This window comes from Dyella sp. S184, from assembly GCF_009766065.1.
In the GTDB taxonomy this organism is placed as follows: Bacteria; Pseudomonadota; Gammaproteobacteria; order Xanthomonadales; family Rhodanobacteraceae; genus Rhodanobacter.
In genome coordinates this window covers 911,689-930,787 of record NZ_LMUE01000002.1, presented here as the reverse complement: position 1 = coordinate 930,787, position 19,099 = coordinate 911,689, and the positions used below count along the sequence as shown (strand labels likewise).

The following is a 19,099-nucleotide window of genomic DNA, read 5'->3' as shown; positions in this document are numbered from 1 at the left end:
GCTTCGGGTCACGCAAACTCGTAAAGCGATTTCTGGAACTGTACGTTCCCTGGCCATGACATACCGGTGCTTAGAAAGTGACGGTTGCCGTAAGCGTATCGGTATAAGCACCCGCGCTCACATTTTGACTGGCGGGCAAAAGACCATAAACCGGAAAGGACTGCGATTGACTATTTGCGCCGGCTGGACTGCCTGTGTAAGTAGCGCCACTGCAACTGGCAATGTTAACGCCAGTAAAGCAGTAAGTGACGTCGCTCGTACCGGAGCTTCCATTGCCAAAAATCATGGTGTGATTTACATCCAGGTAGAGATTGTAGGCGAGCATTTGGCCGCCACCACTAAGCATCTGCCGGGGCGCGAACAAGCCATTGCTGCTGCTGGGTGACAGGCTGATGGTGGCATCCACTCCTTCATACCCGCTCAAACAAACAAGGACATATAAAACGCAACCTGGCGTACATGTGACAGTGATGCTTCCGTTGGCTGCAGTGGCGGTTCCAATCGTCGGATCGTAGCTGCCGAAGGCAACGCCCATGTCGCTTATCGTGCAAGTAGTGGTAGCACTCGCCCAGAGTGGTGAACTGAAACTGCTCGCAGTCAACAGCAGCATACAGAGCAGTAGGTGGCGCAGCCCCGGTCTCATGGTGTCACTCCGGTAATGCGAGTGCAGGCGATTTTTCCCAGATTAGTCAAGGGATGCGTGTTGTTCGGCATAGTGAAGGCACAACGCATATCGCCATCTGCCGTCTCGGCTTGTAATGCGTAATTGCCAGCGGGCAGATCGGAGAAGTAGAAGCTGCCATCCAGACCGATCAGGGTCTTCATGGTGGTGTCCTTTGTCTTGAGCGTGGCGTTGCCATATTGTGCGACCTTGCCATCAAGTAGCAGCACGCCTCGTGCAGCGTGCAGCGCGTGTACACCGAAACGCACAATCGTTCCGCCCAGACGCGGCACACTGATGATCTGGTCGGTGGTGTCGATCTGGTCCTGCAGTGGCACGCTGTTCTGGTCGATGCCGACCTTGTTCGCCTGGTAAGGAAGCAAGTTGGTGACCAGCAGATTGCCATCGGCATCGGTTTTGCCGATGGGTTGGTTTTCGCGGGTGATTTCGACATCGGGTGTGCCGGGCGTCTCGATCAATGCGTAACCGCTCTGCAGCACGCGGCCCGCGTAGACATGGTCGTCCAGCGCGACCAGGCTGCCGGAAACCAGCATGCTGCCGTTGCTTTGGCCGCCAAAGCGCTGGTCCGTTAGCTGCACGAGTCCATACTTCCCCTGGTAATCCAGTTGGCCGATTCCGGAAGCGCCTTCATCTCCGTTCTGTGCATTGACGGAGTAACCCCAACCATTATCGGATGGGACGGAGCGTTGCGCGGATAACCCGTAACTGTTGCCATTGATGCCATCGTGGGTGGCATTGAAACCGATGCTGCTGTGGCCGAACGAGATCACCAAATTGAGCATTATCTGACTGTCGTTGGCGCCAGGGTGATTGAGCTGCCGGTTGAGGCCGAGCGTCAACGACATGCCGCCAGCCAGGTTAAGCGCACTGTTGAGACCCATGTTGCGTTGCTGTGTGCCACCGTTGTAGAGGGTATTTCCGGCACTGATCTGCAGGCTCAGACGCGATACGGGATTCCAAGTAGCGTCGACATAGCTCACGCGGCGCGACAGGAAGGATGTCGGCAACAATTCGTCGCCGACTCGGCGATAGGCGCTGGAGTACACCTGCATCCCCGCGCCGAAACTGAAATAGCGGTCGTTGAACTGATAGGCCACTGAACTGCCATGACCACTGGATCCGTCAGCATCGCTGGCAGCAAGACCGGTGCTCAGAACGCCCAAGGGTAGACGCAGACTCACGGACGTGCCCGCATTGACCAAGCCATTCTCGGCCTCGACCCGATAACCGGCAGTCACATCATCGGTGAAGCCATAGTTTTCACGCGCCAACAGCACGCCTCGACCGGCTTCATAGCCATTGGCCAGTGTGGAAGTACGCTCTATGCCAACCTCGTAGGCGTAATCGCTGAGGCCCTGTGCCAGCATCTGGCTGGCGCCGTAGAAGTTCTGCTGCAGTACAGTGGTGCCGCCAAATGGATCCTGCACCACGACACGCACGTTGTTGGCGCCAGCGCCCAGTCCAAGACTGGCCAGATTGAATGGACCTGCAGGAACCTGACGCTGTCCCACCAGAACGCCGTTCTCATAGACGTCGAGCGTACCTGGCGCTTGTAGCAGCCCGCTGATGGTTGGCTGTGGAAAGGTAATCAGATACGGGTTGAGATCAAAGGCGCGTGCAACACCGATACCGCCCAGCAGAGCCGTGCCACCGAGGCCATCGCTGGAATAGGCGTACTGATCACCGATGGTCCAGCGTTGCATATTATCGGTGTCATCGTATTCGAACCGGGTCAGGCCTCGGGAGAATCCCTCGGTCGGATTCCAGGAAGGGTTGTCGCGCAACAGCCCCTGCCCATAAGCGAGGCCGGCATCGAGATACACATAGGAGTCACTGCGTTGTGTACCGACGTTAAGCGCATAGTTGACGAAGGCGCTGGGCACCGCTGTTGGCGTAAGTTTTGAAGGGCGCGGATTCAGATCGACTATGTGATTTCCGAACGCACTGGCGGGTAAGGTCACCGACAACCGGCCACTAGCCTCATCCAATTGAATTTGGCTGCCGCGGTCGTAGGCGCTCATGTCGACGAAGTGCCTGGATCCGATGGTCTGTTCCTGTGTGTTTTGCAAGGGCAGATGGGCGCGCTGGAGTGCGTCTTCGTCTACCAGGGTGTGCTGGTTGCGCACGACTACGAAAGCGGTGCCATAGCAACTGCCATTGATACAAAGTTCCAGCAACATTTTGTCTGGCTGCGCCATGAGTGGAGTGGCTGCGAGCAGTGCGAGGCAGATCAGAGAGAACTTATGCCCTCGCATGCCTCGGCGCCTGTACTGATGGGGTGAGTGAGCGATGTGTTTGCCATGCCTGGCCAGGACACCGACACCGATGCTATGCGCGAACAAATATTAGCCGGCCATTTCATGCGCAAGAACCATGTGCTGCCTGGCAGGACATAGTTCGCGATCTGGTCGTGCTGGCCGAGTACATGGCCCATGCGATCGGTCACGGTTACCTTGACACTCTGCGGGTCCAGCCGCTGGGTACCTTTGTCACTTATGCCAACCACCATGACGCCATGTTCGATAGTTGCCGCACTCAACACTGGCGAACGTGTGACCTGCGCAGGCTCGACAAAGACCGGCAGACTCACCTGGGTCAGCACCTTGATCTCCGGGCTGTGCACCGATTTGTTGTCGGAGAGATTGGGAAGCTCATCGATCAGCAAGCGATAACTTGCTTCGCTGGCACCGGCATCAAGCAAGCTGCCGATACGCAGTTGCACGCTATGTCCCGGAGCGATCTCGAGCAACTCAGGGGTGGCGATCAGATCATCGCTGGGAATCAGTTGCCATTGGCCATCGGCTGCCACGCTCCAGCGCATCGTGCGAACCTGCATGCGCAACGGCTCGTCACCGCTATTGCTGAAGGTGAGGATGGCAGCACGGTGACGAGCATCCAGCTCGACCCGGGTCGGGCTTACGGAAAACGTGGCGGCGCTCGCCACTGACAGCACCATGACAAACAGAAATCCGATCAGGGTTTGGGCGCCGGCGATAGTGTGGTGACGAATCATGGCAGAAGCTTCCAGGGCGGAAGTGGCATACGGTCAATGACGAAAACGCCATTCCGCCCATGAAGCTGCCTCAGTACGTCACCGTGGCAACGACCGTGTCGCTGTAACTGCCAGCCGGTACATTTGCGTGGGCCGGCAGCGAGCCATAGGTCACGAAACTGAGTGGGATGAGGACGCTGGCCGAGGTCTGCGCTGCCGGTTCGTTGGTACCTACCGTTCCGGTGCCCCATTCCGTGGTGCCGCTACTGGCGATATAGATGTGATAGGGCAGATCGTTGGTGCCGTTGACCATCTGGCGGACGGGCACCGCTGCAGTTGAACCGGTACCCGGGGTAAGGCCTTGGTTGAGGCCTACCGAGACAACGTCACCCATGGTGCACAAGGCGGTGACCGCACCCTGCGCCGTGATAACGGTGGCGACGGTCGGATCATAGTTACCAAACGCAATATTGGTACTGCTGATGACGCAGTCATTGATGACGGTTGCAGTGACTGCAAAGGAAGTTGGTTGCGTTGCGGCTGAGGCATTGATGGCAAAACCACCGAAAACGAGTACGGCGGTGGCAAGCAGGGTTTTTTTGAACATCATGGCGATTCTCTTTGGTTAGGTTTAAATGCTTTGCATGGAAACCGTACGCAAGCTACGTGCCATGCCCCCTTTGAAACGGTTAAAGCAGGCACTGGGCCGGTTTGCGACGCGATGGTTCCGGCCCGCAGGAATCAAAGCAATATTCGTTGTGGATCATCAGTGACACATCCTGCCATTAAAAAGTACGAACCCCGTCACCTTTACTATGCTTCTCGCATTGACGTGCCAAAGTGGGTGTTGCCATTCGGGTAATGCTCAAGAGATACCGTATCCATCGCAGTTAGAAGCTCAACGATGGCGCGTCGGTCTATGCGCTGGCACTTATCGTAGACGCCCAGAAGTAAGCTTGAATGCTTCTTCGATCTTTCATGCCTCACACAGCACGTTCTCGCTGCAACAGACTCTCCATAGAAACTGACTGGTGAGCGTTCTTTATGCCCGATATTCCAGTCGCGCCTCTTGCGATCCAGTGATTGAAGGCTCCTTCGGGCGACCAATCTTGTCGATTCACATCACAAAACAAGGGTATGCATGACTTGGGTGGCATCTTCCGAATCGCGCGTGCATCGAAAGCCAAGGTACTTAGCCAGCTCACGCATCGGTTCGTTGGCTGCAGAGTCCATCGAGAACATCTGACGAAAGCCATTTTGGCGCGCCAAGTCGATTAGATGTCGCATCAATGCAACGCCTAGACCCCGACGTTGCCAGTCGTCGGCGACCGTCACTGCACACTCGCAATGTTTGTCGTCGCCCGAAGCACTGTAACGGCTCACCCCGACCTCGCGCAGGGTGCCGTTGTCGTGCACCAGAGCGACGAAGGCCATGCTGTTGTGGTAGTCGATGTTTACAAGTTGGTCAAGCAGCGATGGGCTCGCCTCACGAATCTCGCCGAGAAAGCGAAAATGGCGCGATTCAGACGACAACCGATCGATGAATTTTCTTTCGCGCTCACGATCTTCGGGACGAATCGGCCTTAGCAATACACGACTTCCGTCGCTCAACTTTTCGAGCCAATGATCGCCTTCAAGTTCAGCAATGCTTGGTGGCTGCCCGGTTGGAATGGCTGACATTGTGCGATCTCCTTCAGTAGCTAAACGCGGCTCGGTCGGTAATCACCAGAGCATCCAAGATCATCGTTCGCCAACACCCGCAACACCAAAGTCCAATCGAGATCGATAGAAACCAATACCGCAAACGGTTTACGGGGTAGCTTGGCAAGCAAAAATCGAATAGCGTCGGATTCAAGCCGACAACCATGTCAATACGATGCGCGTGTGGGAGCTTGTACGTCTGTGCGCTATCGCACTGAGCGCAAAATGAGGTCGCAGATGAGACAAAACTGCTGAACGCTAGCTCAGTTCGTCCGGCAATTCCGCATCATTGCGCTCGCGGTTCGCTATATCGGTGGCGTGCACCTCGTACCACATCGCATTGAGGATGGCGAAGGCACAGGCCAGTCCCAGTCCGAGTATCCATGAGAAATACCACATCAGCTTGCGCTCCTTTCAATAACCGCCATGCGCTTTGCGCACCTGTTCGAGGGTGACCCGCCCGCGCATCACGCGGTACACCCAGCTGGTATAGAGCAAAACGATCGGCAGCAGCACGACGGTGACGATCAGCATCAACTGCAAGGTGCCCTGGCTGGAGGACGCGTCCCATACGGTGAGGCTGGAACGCGGATCGAGGCTGGACGGCAGCAGGAAGGGGAACAGCGCGAAACCGGCCGAGGCGATCGTGCTGCCGACCATCAGGCTGCTGGCGATGAAGCCGGCAACGCTGCGCCGGCCGATCAACGCCTGTACGCCGACGGCCGAGACCAGCGCCAGGACCGGTGCGATCCAGAACCACGGATATTGCATGTAGCTGGCAAACCAGCTACCACCGACGGCGACCTGCTTGTAGAGCGGATTGGAGGCGCCGTCGGTCACGATGGGGCTGCCTATCGCGTAACCGGACAGCCCATAAGCCACCCAGATACCGGCCAGCACGTAAAGGGCGGCATAGATCAGCGTCATCCAGCGCGCGATCTTCACCGCGCGCACCGCGATCGCGTGGTCGGCCTTCAACGCCGCCCAGCAGGCACCGTGCGCCAGCAGCATGCTCAGCGAGACCAGACCGCACAGCAGTGCGAAGGGATGCAGCAGCTCGAAGAAACCGCCATGCCAGCTCATGCGCAAGTCGCCGTCGAACCGGAACGGCGCGCCGAGGAACAGGTTGCCGAACGCAACGCCGGCGACCAGCATCACCACCACTCCGGAACCGGTGAGTACCCAGTCCCACAGCGACGCCCAGCGTGGATCATGGATCTTGCCGCGGAAATTGAAGCCAACCGGGCGCAGGATAAAGGCCAGCAGCACCAGCGCGATCGCCAGATACATGCCGGAAAACGACACGGCATAAAGTGTCGGCCAGGCCGCGAACGTCGCCCCGCCGGCGAGGATGAACCACACCTGGTTGCCCTCCCAGGTCGGTTCGATGCCCTCCAGCAGCACTTGCCGTTCTTCGTTGTCGCGGCCCAGGATCTTGAGCAGGCCGGCGACGCCGAAATCGAAGCCGTCCATGATCGCGAAGCCGATCAGCAGGGTGCCGAGCAGGGCCCACCAGATCACCCGCAGCGTGGTGTAGTCGAGCATGGCGATATCCTCAGTGACCAGCCGCGGTGGAGGGGTCGACAGGCGGCCAGATGCCCAAACCGTCCGGCCCCTTGCGGATGAATTTCCGCATCAGCATCACGTCGACGATCGCCAGCGCGGTGTAGAACAGCACGAAGCCTCCGAGCGAAGTGAGGACCTGACCGGCGCTGACCGACGACACGCCAAGCGCGGTCGGCAAGACACCTTCGATCGCCCACGGCTGGCGGCCGTATTCGGCAACGATCCAACCCAGCTCGATCGCCACCCACGGCAGCGGCAGGCTCCACAGCGCCAAGCGCAGATACCAGCGCTGGCTATCCAGCTGGCGCTTGCTCGCCTTCCAGAACGAAAACGCGAACAGCGCGATGAAATAGAAGCCGCAGCCGACCATGATGCGGAACGCCCAGAACAGCACCGGCACATTCGGGATCGTGCTGTCGGCGGCCTGCTGGATATCCGCCGGCGTCGCCTGTCGCGGGTCATCGACGTACTTCTTCAGCAGCAGGGCATAGCCCAGATCCTCGTCGTGCGCGGCGAGGGTGGCCTTGGCCTGCGCGTTGTCCTTGTCCTGGCGCAGCATCAGCATCGCGTCATAGGCCTGGATGCCGTTGCCGATGCGGCCCTTGGCGGTGTCCACCAGCTCGGCGATACCGGGCATGGTCTGGTCGGTCGAATGGGTGCCGATCAGGCCCATCACCCAGGGAATCTTCACTGCAAAGTGCGTCGTGCGCTGCTGCACGTCCGGGATGCCGATCAGGGTGAACGAGGCCGGTGCCGGTTCGGTGTGCCACATCGCCTCGATCGCGGCCATCTTCATCTTCTGGTTCAGCGACACGGTGTAGCCGGATGCGTCGCCCAGCACCACCACCGACAGCGCCGCAGCCAGTCCGAAACTCGCTGCCACCGTCATCGAACGCTTGGCGAAGTCGACATTGCGCCCGCGCAGCAGGTACCAGGCGCTGATCGACAGCACGAACATCGCACCCATCACGTAGCCCGCGCTCACCGTGTGCACGAACTTGTCCTGCGCCACCGGATTGAACAGCACCTCGGAGAACGAGGTCACTTCCATGCGCATCGTCTGCGGATTGAACGCGGCACCGACCGGATGCTGCATCCACGCGTTCGCGACCAGGATCCACAGCGCCGACAGGCTGGTACCCAGCGCCAGGAACCAGGTCACCAGCAGGTGCTTGATCCGCGAGATGCGCTCCCAGCCCATGAAGAACACGCCAACCAGGGTTGCTTCGAGGAAGAACGCCATCATCCCCTCGATCGCCAGCGGCGCACCGAAGATATCGCCCACGTAATGCGAGTAGTACGCCCAGTTCATGCCGAACTGGAACTCCATCGTCACACCGGTGGCCACGCCCATCGCGAAGTTGATGCCGAACAGCACGCCCCAGAACTGCACCATGCGCTTCCATACCTCGCGCCCGGTCATCACGTAGACGCTCTCCATGATCGCCAGCATCCACACCAGGCCCAGCGTCAGCGGCACGAACAGGAAGTGGTAGAGCGCGGTCAGCGCAAACTGCAGGCGTGACAACGTGACGACATCGGTATCGATGATCATGGATGGCCTGCAGGTGGGGTGGGTGCGGCGGGTGCCAGCCGACGCGCGATCGCGGCCGGGCGGGTATCGGGTTTCGGGTGTGGCGCAAAGAGCAGCCACCAGATCAGCAGCAGCAGCGCGATCTTGAGTGCGATGACAACGAACAGCTCGAGCGTCACCCGGCGCAGCGGACGACGCAAAACATTTACATCTTGAATCGAAGAGCTGGAAAGCGCTGAGCGAGGCATGCGACGAATCCGAGCAGTAGCTGCACGTCAGCATACGCTCTAACGCTGTTACACCTATGCGGAGCAATGTCGCAGTGGCGGATCGTCGCAGTATGTAGAACAAACCAGTGCACGAATGCTGTTGTTACGATTGAGGTAAAGATTATTCGTGGATAGGGGGCGTTTCTGCAAAAGAGGCCGCATCGGTGCGCTCAGGTCGGCGCGAACGCATCGCGGGTGAGGTTTTCCGGCGTGCCATCGGTGCACACCACGTCGTCCTCGATGCGGATGCCGCCGTATTGGCGGAATGCGTCGACCTTTGCCCAGTCGATGTCGGCGGATACCGGCTTCTCGCGCAGTTCGGCCAGCAACATGTCGATGAAGTACAGGCCCGGCTCGATCGTCACCACCATGCCGGGTTCCAGCACGCGAGTCATGCGCAGGTAGGGGTGACCGGCGGGCCGCGCGATGCTGCCGCCGCGTTCACTCTGCTGGAAGCCGCCGACGTCGTGTACCTGCAGGCCGATCGGATGGCCGAGGCCGTGCGGGAAGAACGCGCTGCTGACACCGGATTCGACCGCGCTCTCCGCGCTCATGCGGATGAAACCGTGTTCGCGCAGTACGCCGGCCAGCACGTGATGGGCGTGGATGTGCAGCTCGGGATAACTCTGCCCGGCGCGCACTTTTGCCACGAAGCCCTGCTGGGCGGCATCGACGCTGTCGATCAGCGCCTGAAATTCCGCCGCTTGTGGCGTGGCGTAGGTGCGCGTGATGTCGCTGGCGTAACCGGCCGCGCTGGCGCCGGCGTCGATCAGGAACGAGCGGCTGTGCACCGGCGGTATGCGATCAAAGTTCGTGTAGTGCAGCACCGCGCCATGTTCGTTGAGGCCGACGATGCTGGAGTACGGCAGCTCGGCATCGGTCTGGCGCGCGGCAGCGAGGTAGGTCAGGTGGATGCCGAACTCGCTGCGGCCGGCACGGAATGCTGCTTCGGCTGCGCGATGCGCGCGCGCGCCGATGTGGCTGGCTTCGCGCATCAGGGCGAGTTCGTACGGTGTCTTGTAGCTGCGATGCCAGTGCAGGTAATCGAGTACGGTCGACGGGTTGTTCGCCTCGACGCCATCGCCGTCGGCTGCGATTACTGCACAGTTGCCGGCAGGCAGTTGTGCCACCGCATCGGCGGCGCTGCGCACGATCACGACGTCGAAATGTTCCACCCAGTAGCCATCCGGCGCCTGCGGCACTACATGCCAGTAGTCGCGCGGCTGCAGGAAGATCAGCTTCGGCTTGCTGCCTGGTGTGTAGGCGATCCAGCTACCTGGGGCATCGGTCAGCGGCAGCCAGTGCTTGAAGTGCGGATTGACCTTGAACGGGTAGTCCTGATCATCGAGAAATTTTCGCAGCGGTGTACCGGCGGCGATTACGAAGTGGTCGAAGCCGCCAAATGCGAGCGCGTGGTCGGCGTGTTCGCGCAGTGTGGCCAGATGCGCGGGATAGAGCGAAGCGAGTTGATCGTGCACGGTGATTCCTGCAGGCAAGCTACGTCATCTGCGGCAGGGGCATTCGCGTGCCGGGCCCGACATGCCCGCGATGGCGTGGGGTGGGATGACGTGGGATAGGGAAAGGAAGGCGCCCATGATCGCGCGCCATCGCCATCACTTCCAGTGGCTCAGGCCGTGAGCGTCAGGCTTGCGCAAGCCAGCTGTCGAGCCGGGCGGCGTCGGATTCGCTGATCGCCACGATCCGGTAGCCACCCCAGATCTGCCCGGAACTGGCAGCGGGCTCGTGCCATTGTTCCTGGATGCCGGCTTCGATCGGTTGCGATTGCACCAGTGCACGTCCCGCGGTTGGCAGGCTCAGGCTGACCTGATAGATCGCCTCGCTGCGCGGTGCCTGCGCCGTGATCAGCAGCATGCCACTGCTGGAAAGGTTGCCCACATGTCCGATCGGCAAGCCACTGATCGTGTCGGTCACAATGGCCGTGGTCGAGGTGCGCTTGCGCTCGGCGCGACGCTGGTTGCTGATGTCGTTTTGCTGACTCATCGACGGTCGGGTTCCTGGGTGGCAGCAAGTCGCTTGGCGGCCGACTGGCGCAGGTTGCCGGTCAGGCCGCGCCAGGCGCGATCGAGCATGCTCTCGCGCTGCTCGGGCACTTCACACACGCGGCCGGCGGCAATTTCATGGGCGAGCTGGGTCAGGGTCATTTCCTCGCCACGCTGGCCGCGCCGGCTGACCAGCAGGCAGCGGCCGGACATCGGCGAATGCCAGGCCAGCTTGCGCCGTGCGATCTGCCCGGTGGTCGGGTCGACGAATTCGAACCAGCTGCCGAACGGCAGCTTGCCCAGGTGCTGCTCGATGCGCCGTTCACGCGGACTTGGCTCCGGTGCCTGCGCCGGATGGGCCGACTGCGTCGCATGGGACGCCTGCACCGCAGCCACGGTCGGCTCATGCTTGGTGGGCGGAATGAACGGAGCGGATGGGACAGCAGGTGTGGTGGGCGCAGTGGGTTGAGTGGACTGATGCTCGCCAAGACGCTGATGCTGCTTCAGGCGCATGGCGAGATCGGTGGCACTGGGCAGCTCCACCGCGGCATCGGGCTTTTCCGTACCCAGCAGTCGCTGCGCCACCTGCTCGGCTTCCTCGGCGTGCATGCCGATCTGCTGCAGGCCGTTTTCCACGTTCTGCTGCAATTGCAGCCGGTCACCTACGGGCAGTCGGCCGAGCAGCTGGTCGGTGATCGCCAGCTGTTTCCCGAATGCTTCGCTGTCCTCGCCATGACGCAGCAGGGTCAGCGCCAGCACGTCCGACCAGGCTCGATCCAGCAGCGCGCGCAGCAGGCCGCGTGGTGGTGACTGCGCAAAGCGCTCGGCCATCAGCTGACCCGCGCGATGACGCGCCTGATCCAGCCGTTCGCGCCCCTGCGCGGCTTCCACGTGGCGGCGCTCGGCGGCTTGTGCCTTGCGCGTGAGCAGGCCCAAGTGGTGCTCGATGTCGGCCAGCAGGGTGGTGTACAGACCCGCGCTGGGTGGTTCCTGGCTGGCGCGCGCCACCAGTTGCTCGAGTTTGTTCGCCAGCGGCCGGTTGCTTTCGTCGTCGCTACCGTCAAGCCAGTCGTTGGCGGCGGCGGTCACCGTATCCAGCAGCTTGCGCGCGGGATGCTCGCGTTTTTCGAAAAAATCCTGGTCGGCTACGGCCATGCGCAGAACCGGCAACTGCATGTCGCCGAGCAGGGCGCGTGCATTGCCGCCTTGCTGCAACTGCTGGCCGAGCTGCTCGAACAGCATCGCGACCAGTTCCACGGTGTCACCCTGTTCGTTGCTGAGCTGGGTACGCGGTGCACCACTGGGCTTGCCGATATTGAGCTGGGTCAGCAACTCCTCGCGCAATCGGGCCGCACTGCGCAGTTCGCGGCTGGCGTGATCGGTGACCTGGGCCAGATGCTGCTGCAACGCGCCCAGCGCGATCTGCAGCTCTTCCGGGCCGGCGACCAGTCCGGCCGGCTGGCCGGTTGCGCTGGCCTGGTTGGTACGCTGCTGTGCCAGCAGGTCGCGCAGGGATTCCAGCACTTCGATCGAGCCGCCTGAGCCTGAAGAAGCGGCCGTGGTGTCGGCGGGATGGGCGGCTTCATCGAGCGCTGCCGCTGCGCTCTCTTTTCTGGCGGGACGCGATTGCTTGTTGCTGAGGTGACGCGGGATCGGGATGCTGCGCAATTGCGGCAAGATACCGTCTTCCTGCAGCTGCGCATTGATCGCGTCGTATAGACGCGCCAGGGGCTGGATCACCCACTGGTCAAAGCTTTGCAGCAGCATCAGCTGGTGTGCCAGCGGCAGTTCCAGCTCGCTGCTGGCCTGGTGAAAGGCCTCCGCCAGGGCGTGCGGCCCCAGCGGCAGTTTTACCCCTTCCAGGGGTGGCGCGCTGATCAATACCGCCAGCCGATAACCCAGTTCGTAGAGCACGCCGCTGTGACGGACTTCGCCGCGTGCACCCAGCTGGTCCACCGCCATGGTCAGCTCTTGCGCTACCGGATCGAGCAGCTCGAGTGACTGCCAGGCCTTTTCCCTGGTTGCGGTTGCGCTTGCGCTAGCCGTGGTGGGCGCGGCGGCAGTGGTATCCAGCGCATTGAAGGTGGCGGCGAGTTGCTCGTTGAAGCGCTGTTCGAACTGGATATGATCCTGCAGCACACGCTGCCGGCTGCTGTAGTAGTCCTGCTGTTGGGTATGCTGGCGTGCACGCTCGGCCTGTGCGAACAGCTGCTGCTCGAAATCGCCCAGACACTGCCGCAGCGGCTCGTGCAGCCCATCCACGCAAAGCTTGTAACTTGCTTCCAGCAACCGTTGCGCACGCGCGGGCCAGCGCCCGATGCTGAGGCGGGCAGTTTGATGGAACGCAGGCAAGCCGCGTCGATCCTGTCCGACATTCATGAATGAAACCTGTCTATTCCCCGGTGGAGGCAAGTCTATGCCGGTTGCCACGGGTATGCCATCGCTGCGGATGCCCCGCGTCAATCGAGAAAACTGGCAATCACGTCATTGAGGAAACGCTGGCCCAGCGCGGTGGTGCGCAGTTGCTGTGGATCGTCATGCAGCCAGTCGCGCCGGCGCGCCGTGTCCAGTGCTGCGGCGATGCGCTCGGGCGGCAGGCCGGTGCGCTCGGAGAAATCGGCGAGCGGTACGCCCTCGACCAGGCGCAGCGCGTTCAGCATGTACTCGAACGGCAGTTCGGCGGCACTGACCACGCTGTCGCCGCCGATCCGCGCGGTGCCGCCGGCGGCTTCCATGTACGCGCGCGGATGGCGGGTTTTCCAGCGCCGGCGCACCTGGCCACGGGCGGCGTCGCTCAGCTTGCCGTGTGCGCCAGCGCCGATGCCGAGGTAGTCGCCGAAACGCCAGTAATTGAGGTTGTGCGCGCAGCGCCGGTCGGGTTGCGCATAGGCAGATATTTCGTACTGGCCGTAGCCAGCCGTGGCGAGGCGTTCTTCGCAGGCTTCCTGCATCGCCCAGGCGTGATCGTCGTCCGGCAGTGGTGGCGGGTTGGCGGCGAACGCCGTATTCGGTTCGAGCGTCAGCTGGTAGTGCGAGACATGGGTGGGTTGCAGCGCGACTGCGCGATCCACGTCGGCCAACGCGTCGTCCAGCGTCTGCTGCGGCAGCGCGTACATCAGGTCGAGGTTGATGTTGGCGTAGCCGGCATCCTGCGCCGACTTCACCGCGGCCTCGGCTTCATTCGCCGAATGAATGCGGCCGAGGCGCTTCAGTTTGTCGTCGTCGAAGCTCTGCACGCCGAACGAGATGCGGTTGACGCCCGCCGCCAGATAACCATCGAAGCGACCGTGTTCGACCGTGCCCGGATTGGTCTCCAGGGTGATCTCGGCGGCGTCGGCCAGCGGAAGGCGCTCGCGCACACCATCAAGCAAGCGGTCAATCAGTTCGGGTGAAAAGAGGCTGGGCGTGCCGCCACCGAAAAAGATGCTGATGACTGGCCGGTTGGCCAGGGCTGCGCCGAAATCAATGCGATCGGCATCCAGGTCAGCGAGCAGGTGGTTGATGTAATCGGCATACGGCGGCGGTTCGCTGCGCAGCCCGTGCGAATTGAAATCGCAGTATGGGCACTTTTTCACGCACCACGGCATGTGGATGTACAGCGACAGCGGTGGCGCGAGCCGGCTCATGCGTGGTGCATTTCGCGCAGCCGATCGTGCAGCAGCGCCAGCGCCTGGCCGCGGTGGCTGAGTTGGTTCTTCAGCGCGTCATCCATCTCGGCGACGCTCTGGCTGTAGCCCTCAGGCAGGAACACCGGGTTGTAGCCGAAACCACCGGTGCCGCGGCCTTCGGTGAGGATCTGCCCGTGCCAGCGGCCCTCGGCGATCAGTGGGGCCGGATCGTTGGCATGGCGCAGCAACACCAGCACGCAGATGAAGAACGCGCCGCGCTGCGCCGTCGGCACGCCATCGAGTTCGCGCAGCAGCTTGGCGTTGTTCGCCGCGGCATCGCCATGGCCACCGCTGTAGCGCGCTGAATAAAGGCCAGGCGCGCCTTGCAGATGGTCCACGCACAAGCCCGAATCGTCCGCCAGCGCAGGCAGGCCGCTGGCGAGTGCCGCATGGCGTGCCTTGAGCAGGGCATTCTCGACGAAGGTCAGGCCGGTTTCCTCGGCGTCCTCGATACCCAGGCTGGCCTGGGGTATGACTTCGAGGCCACTTTCGGCAAGCAGTGCGCCGAACTCCTTGAGCTTGCCCGGATTGCTGCTGGCCAGCACGATGCGCGACATTTGACTCAGCCCTGCGCCAGTGCCGCGCGCTGCGCCACGACCAGTTCGCCGATGCCTTTCTCGGCCAGCGCCAGCAAGGCATCCATCTCGTCGCGGCGGAATGCATGGCCTTCGGCGGTGCCCTGCACCTCGATGAAGCCGCCGCCATCATTCATGACGACATTCATGTCGGTGTCGCAATTCGAATCCTCGGCGTAGTCGAGATCGAGCACGGGCATGCCCTGGTAAATACCTACCGATACGGCGGCGACTGCACCGACGATCGGGTTGCGCTTGAGGTTTTCGCGCTTCATCAGGAGGTTCACCGCGTCGACCAGGGCCACATAGGCGCCGGTGATCGCCGCGGTGCGGGTCCCGCCATCGGCCTGCAATACGTCGCAATCCAACGTGATCACACGCTCGCCCAATGCCTGGCGGTTGACGCAGGCGCGCAGGGAACGCCCGATCAGCCGCTGGATTTCCATCGTGCGGCCACCCTGGCCGCCACGAGCGGCTTCGCGCTGCATGCGGGTATTGGTGGCGCGCGGCAGCATGCCGTATTCGGCGGTGACCCAGCCTTCGCCCTTGCCGCGCAGCCATGCCGGCGCGCGGTCCTCGATGCTGGCGGTGCATAGCACGCGGGTGTCGCCGAAGCTCACCAGCACCGAACCTTCGGCGTGGCGGGTGTAATGGCGTTCGATGCTGACGTTGCGCAGCTGGTCGCTGGCGCGACCACTGGGACGGGGGACGGGATTCATGGGGTGCTTCCTGACTTCGCTTGGCCGGATTGGGCAAGGCGTGACGGGAGAGTTTACCATTGCGCTCTTTCCCCACGTCCGGACGGCGCCCAGATGATCCGCAGCATGACGGCTTACGCCAGTGCCGAAACCACCGGTCCCGCCGGCACGCTTAGTTGCGAGCTGCGTACGGTCAACCACCGTTACCTGGAGCTGAGCCCGCGGCTGCCGGAAGATTTACGCAGTTTCGAGTCGCAGTTGCGCGAACGGATCGCCGCAAAGCTGTCGCGCGGGAAACTCGACATTACCGTGCGCCGGGCCAGCGATGCGCGCAGTGAATCGCTGCAGATCAACAACACACTGCTGGCCCGGTTGTCGGAACTGAACCTGGACATGGTAGCGCGGTTTCCCGGCATGCAGGTGCAATTCACCGAGTTGCTGCGCTTCCCCGGTGTGATGCAGCAGGCCGAGATGGATCCGGAGGCGCAACAGGCAGCCTTGTTCGATGTACTCGATCGCGCGCTGGACGCGCTGACCGCCACCCGTGAACGCGAAGGCGAGAAGCTGGGCGAGATCCTGCGCGACAAGCTGGACAGCATCGAGCGCGTGGTCGCCGACGTGCGCGGCTGGATGCCGGAGATCCGTGCCGCGTTACGCGCGCGGCTGGAAGGGCGTCTGGCCGATCTCAAGCAGCCGGTGGAGCCGGGGCGGCTGGAGCAGGAGCTGGTGCTGCAGATCACCCGTACCGACGTGGACGAGGAACTGGATCGCCTCACCACGCATATCAGCGAAACGCGGCGCGTACTTGGCCTGAAGGAACCGGTCGGTCGCCGGCTGGATTTCCTGATGCAGGAATTCAACCGCGAGGCGAACACCCTGGGTTCCAAATCGGTCGATGCACGCAGCACCAATGCCGCGGTCGAGCTGAAGGTGCTGATCGAGCAGATGCGCGAGCAGGTGCAGAACATCGAGTGATGTTACAGGCGGCGGCCGTCTGGCTGCCTGCTCCCGGTTGATACGGGCGGCATCGACAGGAAGATGGAAAAGAAAATGGCGCCCGGATGGGCGCCAAGGCGAGTCCTTTCGATGATACGCACGAGGTCGCTCTGTGTATCCGTTCCACTTGGCATTCCGGGTTGGCAATGCTGCCGGGGGATCCTTCGGCTAGAGCTACCTGAGGCAGAAGACTATCGGGATGGCTCTTCGGGTGAACCTGTAGAATTTACCAGTTGACTTGTCTCAAAGGCCGCAGGCTAGCCCCGAGTGCCGACCGACCGTGAAGATCACGACCAGAAGAATGACTCGCTGCCAAACGATGGAGAGACCTGTCGTGCCAGGGATTTACTGTGGCACCGCCTTGATCAGAGGATTCCCAGCAGCAAGGCTTTCGCAACGGCCTGCGTTTTGTTGGTCACGTTGAGTTTGGTCAGGCTGCTTGCGATATGGAACGTCACAGTGCGTTCGGAGATGCCCAGGATTCTCCCGATCGCATCTGCCGTTTTGCCCGCAGCGCTCCATCGCAGCACTTCACTTTCACGGGCGGTCAACTCGCAGTCGTGCTCAGGTATGAGTCTTTGTATTTCTGCAGTCCCGATCAGCCCATGGATAACATGCGATAGCCAGACCAGCTGCATCTCAGTCTCCGCCAGTTCCGACGAGGTCACTGTCTGATGTGACCGTGCCAGGGAAAGCATCCCGGTCGTCATGTGCTTGCCATGAGTGGCTAGCGCCCAGCCGTGCCGTATCCCATGTGCGCGTGCTTCTTCCCAAAAGGCTGGCTGGCTCTCGAAAAGATCATCCTTCCAGACCACAGGAGACAAATTCTTCGATGTCTGCTGAATGAGTGGATCAATTTCAAGATAGTCATTCGCGAAATAATGATCCAGCCAATGAGTGGGGTATGTGCTGGCCCATGTGACACTTGGACGCGACAAAGGGAAAGGTACGCGCAGAACATAGGAGCAGTATTCGAAGCCCAAATCACCCACGATGATGGCGAGTTCTCTCAGGACCTCAGCAGATGATCCTGCTGATGAAGTGAGCCGATTCAGGCAATCTTCACGCCAAGCCTTCACTTTTATGATCCTGTGTCATCTGTGGAAACTGACAGTTGGTCGTCATGCGAGGCCGGGGTTACGGTAGGCCTCAGGGGTCACTGGGTCTTTAAAGGGAAGCGCCATGAACTCATTGTTATCATCATGTGCTGTCTCCCCCAAAAGGTCGTTGGATGGCTATATACGACTCACGTTCGATGCATTTTCAAGACTGAACTTCCACCGGAAGCTGGCATGGGAAGATGAAGATCTTCAGCAGGATCTTATCCTAGAGGATGTTCCGGCCTGCTGCGCAGGCTACTGCGAATGGGCGACCGACGGTGCGCTTCAGGTCAGCATCGGATGGGCTTGGTTTGGCGTTGCTGATGGACGAAAGTTTATCGCACCAGGTGCGATAAACAGCAATATCATGCTCGTAACGCAGACCAGTTACGACTTGGGCATGCATAGGACCGATGAACTGTTGCGAGCGTGGTTGTCAGGCGAAAGCTGGCAAACCGGTGAGGCTATCTGCGGCCTCTAAGCCCTGCGATTATTTTTCTGGGCCGCACGTTACCGGTGCTGTTCGCCAGCCGTCTACCGGAATCGTTATCGGATAAATTCCATACTCGGAGTTTCTCCTGTCCACAACTGTAGAAGCCTACAGTTATGGCTCGATAAAAATCATTCTTCAATGCCGTTATCCCTATTCAGCGGAGACACGGCAAATGTTGACAGTGATGGCTGGTATGGGTAGTCAACTGTCACCTGACCTCGAGGTGGCACTTGCCGCTTACAGATACGAAGTATTTGTAGAGGCTTTGCGCTGGCAGTTGCCGGTTGAGAATGGATTGGAGCGTGATCGGTTTGACCGGCCGGATACGTTGTATGTGATTGCCAGGGATGCGCGCGGCTCAGTGTGTGGCTGCGCCCGGTTATTGCCGACGACTCAGCCGTATTTACTTGATGAAATCTCCCCGGGTCTCATGAATGGTGCACCTTCACCACATGCATTGGATGTCTGGGAGTTATCGCGATTTACCACAAAGGCTATCGGCGAAGATTCCACTCCTCCCCGTGACGAGGCCAGGAGGCGTTTCTGTGCGTTGTTTGCTGCTGTAGTCGGGGCGGCGATTGAACATGGAGCTGCCCGGCTGATCACCTTCACGGCCATGGGTATGGAAAGGATTCTCAGAAGCATCGGCATGCATGCGCATCGTGTTGGGCCACCCCAATTGATTAATGGCGAGCATATCCTGGCCTTGTGGATCGAATTGGACGATCAGACGAGGCAAGCCTTGCAGCTTCCACTGACAGAATCAAAAGGGATGCCACATTAAAGCTTCGTTCGGAGGTGGTAGTACGAAAGGAGGGCTTGGCT

The 19,099-nt window shown here is 60.9% G+C and carries 19 protein-coding genes; 3 read left to right on the top strand and 16 right to left on the bottom strand.

What is annotated here, in order from left to right; all coding sequences use genetic code 11:
• Positions 1–70: 70 nt before the first annotated feature.
• The 15 genes from GSQ75_RS03970 to rph form a co-directional block, all read right to left on the bottom strand.
• Positions 71–610 carry a spore coat U domain-containing protein gene (locus GSQ75_RS03970; RefSeq protein ID WP_256369797.1) on the bottom strand — a complete coding sequence of 180 codons (540 nt, stop codon included), beginning with the start codon at positions 608–610 and terminating at the stop codon, positions 71–73.
• A 29-nt stretch (positions 611–639) separates the two neighbouring features.
• Complete coding sequence (locus GSQ75_RS03965; protein ID WP_158753211.1) at positions 640–2,862, bottom strand: fimbria/pilus outer membrane usher protein; 2,223 nt, start codon at positions 2,860–2,862, stop codon at positions 640–642.
• Positions 2,863–2,912: 50 nt separating this feature from the next.
• Positions 2,913–3,695 (bottom strand): fimbria/pilus periplasmic chaperone, encoded by a 783-nt coding sequence (locus tag GSQ75_RS03960; RefSeq protein ID WP_158753210.1) that lies wholly within the window; start codon positions 3,693–3,695, stop codon positions 2,913–2,915.
• Positions 3,696–3,765: 70 nt separating this feature from the next.
• Positions 3,766–4,281, bottom strand: a complete 516-nt coding sequence (locus GSQ75_RS03955; protein WP_158753209.1) for a spore coat U domain-containing protein — start codon at positions 4,279–4,281, stop codon at positions 3,766–3,768.
• Positions 4,282–4,796: 515 nt separating this feature from the next.
• The gene (locus GSQ75_RS03950) at positions 4,797–5,354 is read right to left on the bottom strand and encodes a GNAT family N-acetyltransferase (protein WP_158753208.1); all 558 of its coding nucleotides are present in this window, start codon (positions 5,352–5,354) and stop codon (positions 4,797–4,799) included.
• Positions 5,355–5,633: 279 nt separating this feature from the next.
• Positions 5,634–5,774 (bottom strand): cytochrome bd-I oxidase subunit CydX, encoded by a 141-nt coding sequence (gene cydX / locus GSQ75_RS03945; RefSeq protein ID WP_158753207.1) that lies wholly within the window; start codon positions 5,772–5,774, stop codon positions 5,634–5,636.
• Positions 5,775–5,789: 15 nt separating this feature from the next.
• Positions 5,790–6,920 (bottom strand): cytochrome d ubiquinol oxidase subunit II, encoded by a 1,131-nt coding sequence (gene cydB, locus GSQ75_RS03940; protein WP_158753206.1) that lies wholly within the window; start codon positions 6,918–6,920, stop codon positions 5,790–5,792.
• Positions 6,921–6,930: 10 nt separating this feature from the next.
• Complete coding sequence (locus GSQ75_RS03935) at positions 6,931–8,496, bottom strand: cytochrome ubiquinol oxidase subunit I (protein ID WP_158753205.1); 1,566 nt, start codon at positions 8,494–8,496, stop codon at positions 6,931–6,933.
• Positions 8,493–8,675, bottom strand: a complete 183-nt coding sequence (gene cydP, locus GSQ75_RS03930; RefSeq protein ID WP_254058422.1) for a cytochrome oxidase putative small subunit CydP — start codon at positions 8,673–8,675, stop codon at positions 8,493–8,495. The genes GSQ75_RS03935 and cydP overlap by 4 nt, the downstream gene beginning before the upstream one ends.
• 239 nt (positions 8,676–8,914) lie before the next feature.
• A complete protein-coding gene (pepQ, locus tag GSQ75_RS03925) occupies positions 8,915–10,222 on the bottom strand; it encodes a Xaa-Pro dipeptidase (RefSeq protein ID WP_158753203.1) in 1,308 nt (435 codons plus the stop codon).
• A 163-nt stretch (positions 10,223–10,385) separates the two neighbouring features.
• Complete coding sequence (locus tag GSQ75_RS03920) at positions 10,386–10,745, bottom strand: PilZ domain-containing protein (RefSeq protein ID WP_158753202.1); 360 nt, start codon at positions 10,743–10,745, stop codon at positions 10,386–10,388.
• Positions 10,742–13,123 (bottom strand): DUF1631 family protein, encoded by a 2,382-nt coding sequence (locus GSQ75_RS03915; RefSeq protein WP_158753201.1) that lies wholly within the window; start codon positions 13,121–13,123, stop codon positions 10,742–10,744. Before GSQ75_RS03915 ends, GSQ75_RS03920 begins: the two co-directional genes overlap by 4 nt.
• Before the next feature lie 80 nt (positions 13,124–13,203).
• On the bottom strand, positions 13,204–14,370 hold the full coding sequence (hemW, locus tag GSQ75_RS03910) for a radical SAM family heme chaperone HemW (protein ID WP_158753200.1): 1,167 nt from the start codon (positions 14,368–14,370) through the stop codon (positions 13,204–13,206).
• Positions 14,367–14,969 carry an RdgB/HAM1 family non-canonical purine NTP pyrophosphatase gene (gene rdgB, locus GSQ75_RS03905; RefSeq protein ID WP_158753199.1) on the bottom strand — a complete coding sequence of 201 codons (603 nt, stop codon included), beginning with the start codon at positions 14,967–14,969 and terminating at the stop codon, positions 14,367–14,369. The genes hemW and rdgB overlap by 4 nt, the downstream gene beginning before the upstream one ends.
• Before the next feature lie 5 nt (positions 14,970–14,974).
• A complete protein-coding gene (rph, locus tag GSQ75_RS03900; protein WP_158753198.1) occupies positions 14,975–15,706 on the bottom strand; it encodes a ribonuclease PH in 732 nt (243 codons plus the stop codon).
• A 93-nt stretch (positions 15,707–15,799) separates the two neighbouring features.
• Between rph and GSQ75_RS03895 the strand changes: the two genes are divergently transcribed.
• Entirely contained in the window at positions 15,800–16,660 is an 861-nt protein-coding gene (locus GSQ75_RS03895) for a YicC/YloC family endoribonuclease (RefSeq protein WP_158753197.1), read from the top strand.
• 386 nt (positions 16,661–17,046) lie between these two features.
• On the opposite strand, the gene GSQ75_RS03890 is transcribed toward GSQ75_RS03895, so the two are convergent.
• Positions 17,047–17,760, bottom strand: coding sequence for an autoinducer binding domain-containing protein (locus tag GSQ75_RS03890; RefSeq protein ID WP_158753196.1), 714 nt, complete (start codon positions 17,758–17,760; stop codon positions 17,047–17,049).
• A gap of 103 nt (positions 17,761–17,863) precedes the next feature.
• On the opposite strand from GSQ75_RS03890, the gene GSQ75_RS03885 reads away from it, so the two are divergent.
• Positions 17,864–18,262: a DUF4902 domain-containing protein gene (locus GSQ75_RS03885; RefSeq protein ID WP_158753195.1), complete on the top strand. Its 399-nt coding sequence runs from the start codon at positions 17,864–17,866 to the stop codon at positions 18,260–18,262.
• 184 nt (positions 18,263–18,446) lie between these two features.
• Complete coding sequence (locus tag GSQ75_RS03880; RefSeq protein ID WP_158753194.1) at positions 18,447–19,058, top strand: acyl-homoserine-lactone synthase; 612 nt, start codon at positions 18,447–18,449, stop codon at positions 19,056–19,058.
• Positions 19,059–19,099: the final 41 nt, after the last annotated feature.

What these genes read in the sequence shown, in the direction of transcription:
- GSQ75_RS03950 (WP_158753208.1), bottom strand. Translation starts at nt 5,354, where the DNA reads ATGTCAGCCATTCCAACCGGGCAGCCACCAAGCATTGCTGAACTTGAA.
- GSQ75_RS03965 (WP_158753211.1), bottom strand. Translation starts at nt 2,862, where the DNA reads ATGTTGCTGGAACTTTGTATCAATGGCAGTTGCTATGGCACCGCTTTC.
- GSQ75_RS03960 (WP_158753210.1), bottom strand. Translation starts at nt 3,695, where the DNA reads ATGATTCGTCACCACACTATCGCCGGCGCCCAAACCCTGATCGGATTT.
- cydB (WP_158753206.1), bottom strand. Translation starts at nt 6,920, where the DNA reads ATGCTCGACTACACCACGCTGCGGGTGATCTGGTGGGCCCTGCTCGGC.
- GSQ75_RS03935 (WP_158753205.1), bottom strand. Translation starts at nt 8,496, where the DNA reads ATGATCATCGATACCGATGTCGTCACGTTGTCACGCCTGCAGTTTGCG.
- GSQ75_RS03885 (WP_158753195.1), top strand. Translation starts at nt 17,864, where the DNA reads ATGAACTCATTGTTATCATCATGTGCTGTCTCCCCCAAAAGGTCGTTG.
- rdgB (WP_158753199.1), bottom strand. Translation starts at nt 14,969, where the DNA reads ATGTCGCGCATCGTGCTGGCCAGCAGCAATCCGGGCAAGCTCAAGGAG.
- GSQ75_RS03970 (WP_256369797.1), bottom strand. Translation starts at nt 610, where the DNA reads ATGCTGCTGTTGACTGCGAGCAGTTTCAGTTCACCACTCTGGGCGAGT.
- hemW (WP_158753200.1), bottom strand. Translation starts at nt 14,370, where the DNA reads ATGAGCCGGCTCGCGCCACCGCTGTCGCTGTACATCCACATGCCGTGG.
- GSQ75_RS03920 (WP_158753202.1), bottom strand. Translation starts at nt 10,745, where the DNA reads ATGAGTCAGCAAAACGACATCAGCAACCAGCGTCGCGCCGAGCGCAAG.
- GSQ75_RS03880 (WP_158753194.1), top strand. Translation starts at nt 18,447, where the DNA reads ATGTTGACAGTGATGGCTGGTATGGGTAGTCAACTGTCACCTGACCTC.
- GSQ75_RS03915 (WP_158753201.1), bottom strand. Translation starts at nt 13,123, where the DNA reads ATGAATGTCGGACAGGATCGACGCGGCTTGCCTGCGTTCCATCAAACT.
- cydX (WP_158753207.1), bottom strand. Translation starts at nt 5,774, where the DNA reads ATGTGGTATTTCTCATGGATACTCGGACTGGGACTGGCCTGTGCCTTC.
- GSQ75_RS03955 (WP_158753209.1), bottom strand. Translation starts at nt 4,281, where the DNA reads ATGTTCAAAAAAACCCTGCTTGCCACCGCCGTACTCGTTTTCGGTGGT.
- GSQ75_RS03895 (WP_158753197.1), top strand. Translation starts at nt 15,800, where the DNA reads ATGATCCGCAGCATGACGGCTTACGCCAGTGCCGAAACCACCGGTCCC.
- rph (WP_158753198.1), bottom strand. Translation starts at nt 15,706, where the DNA reads ATGAATCCCGTCCCCCGTCCCAGTGGTCGCGCCAGCGACCAGCTGCGC.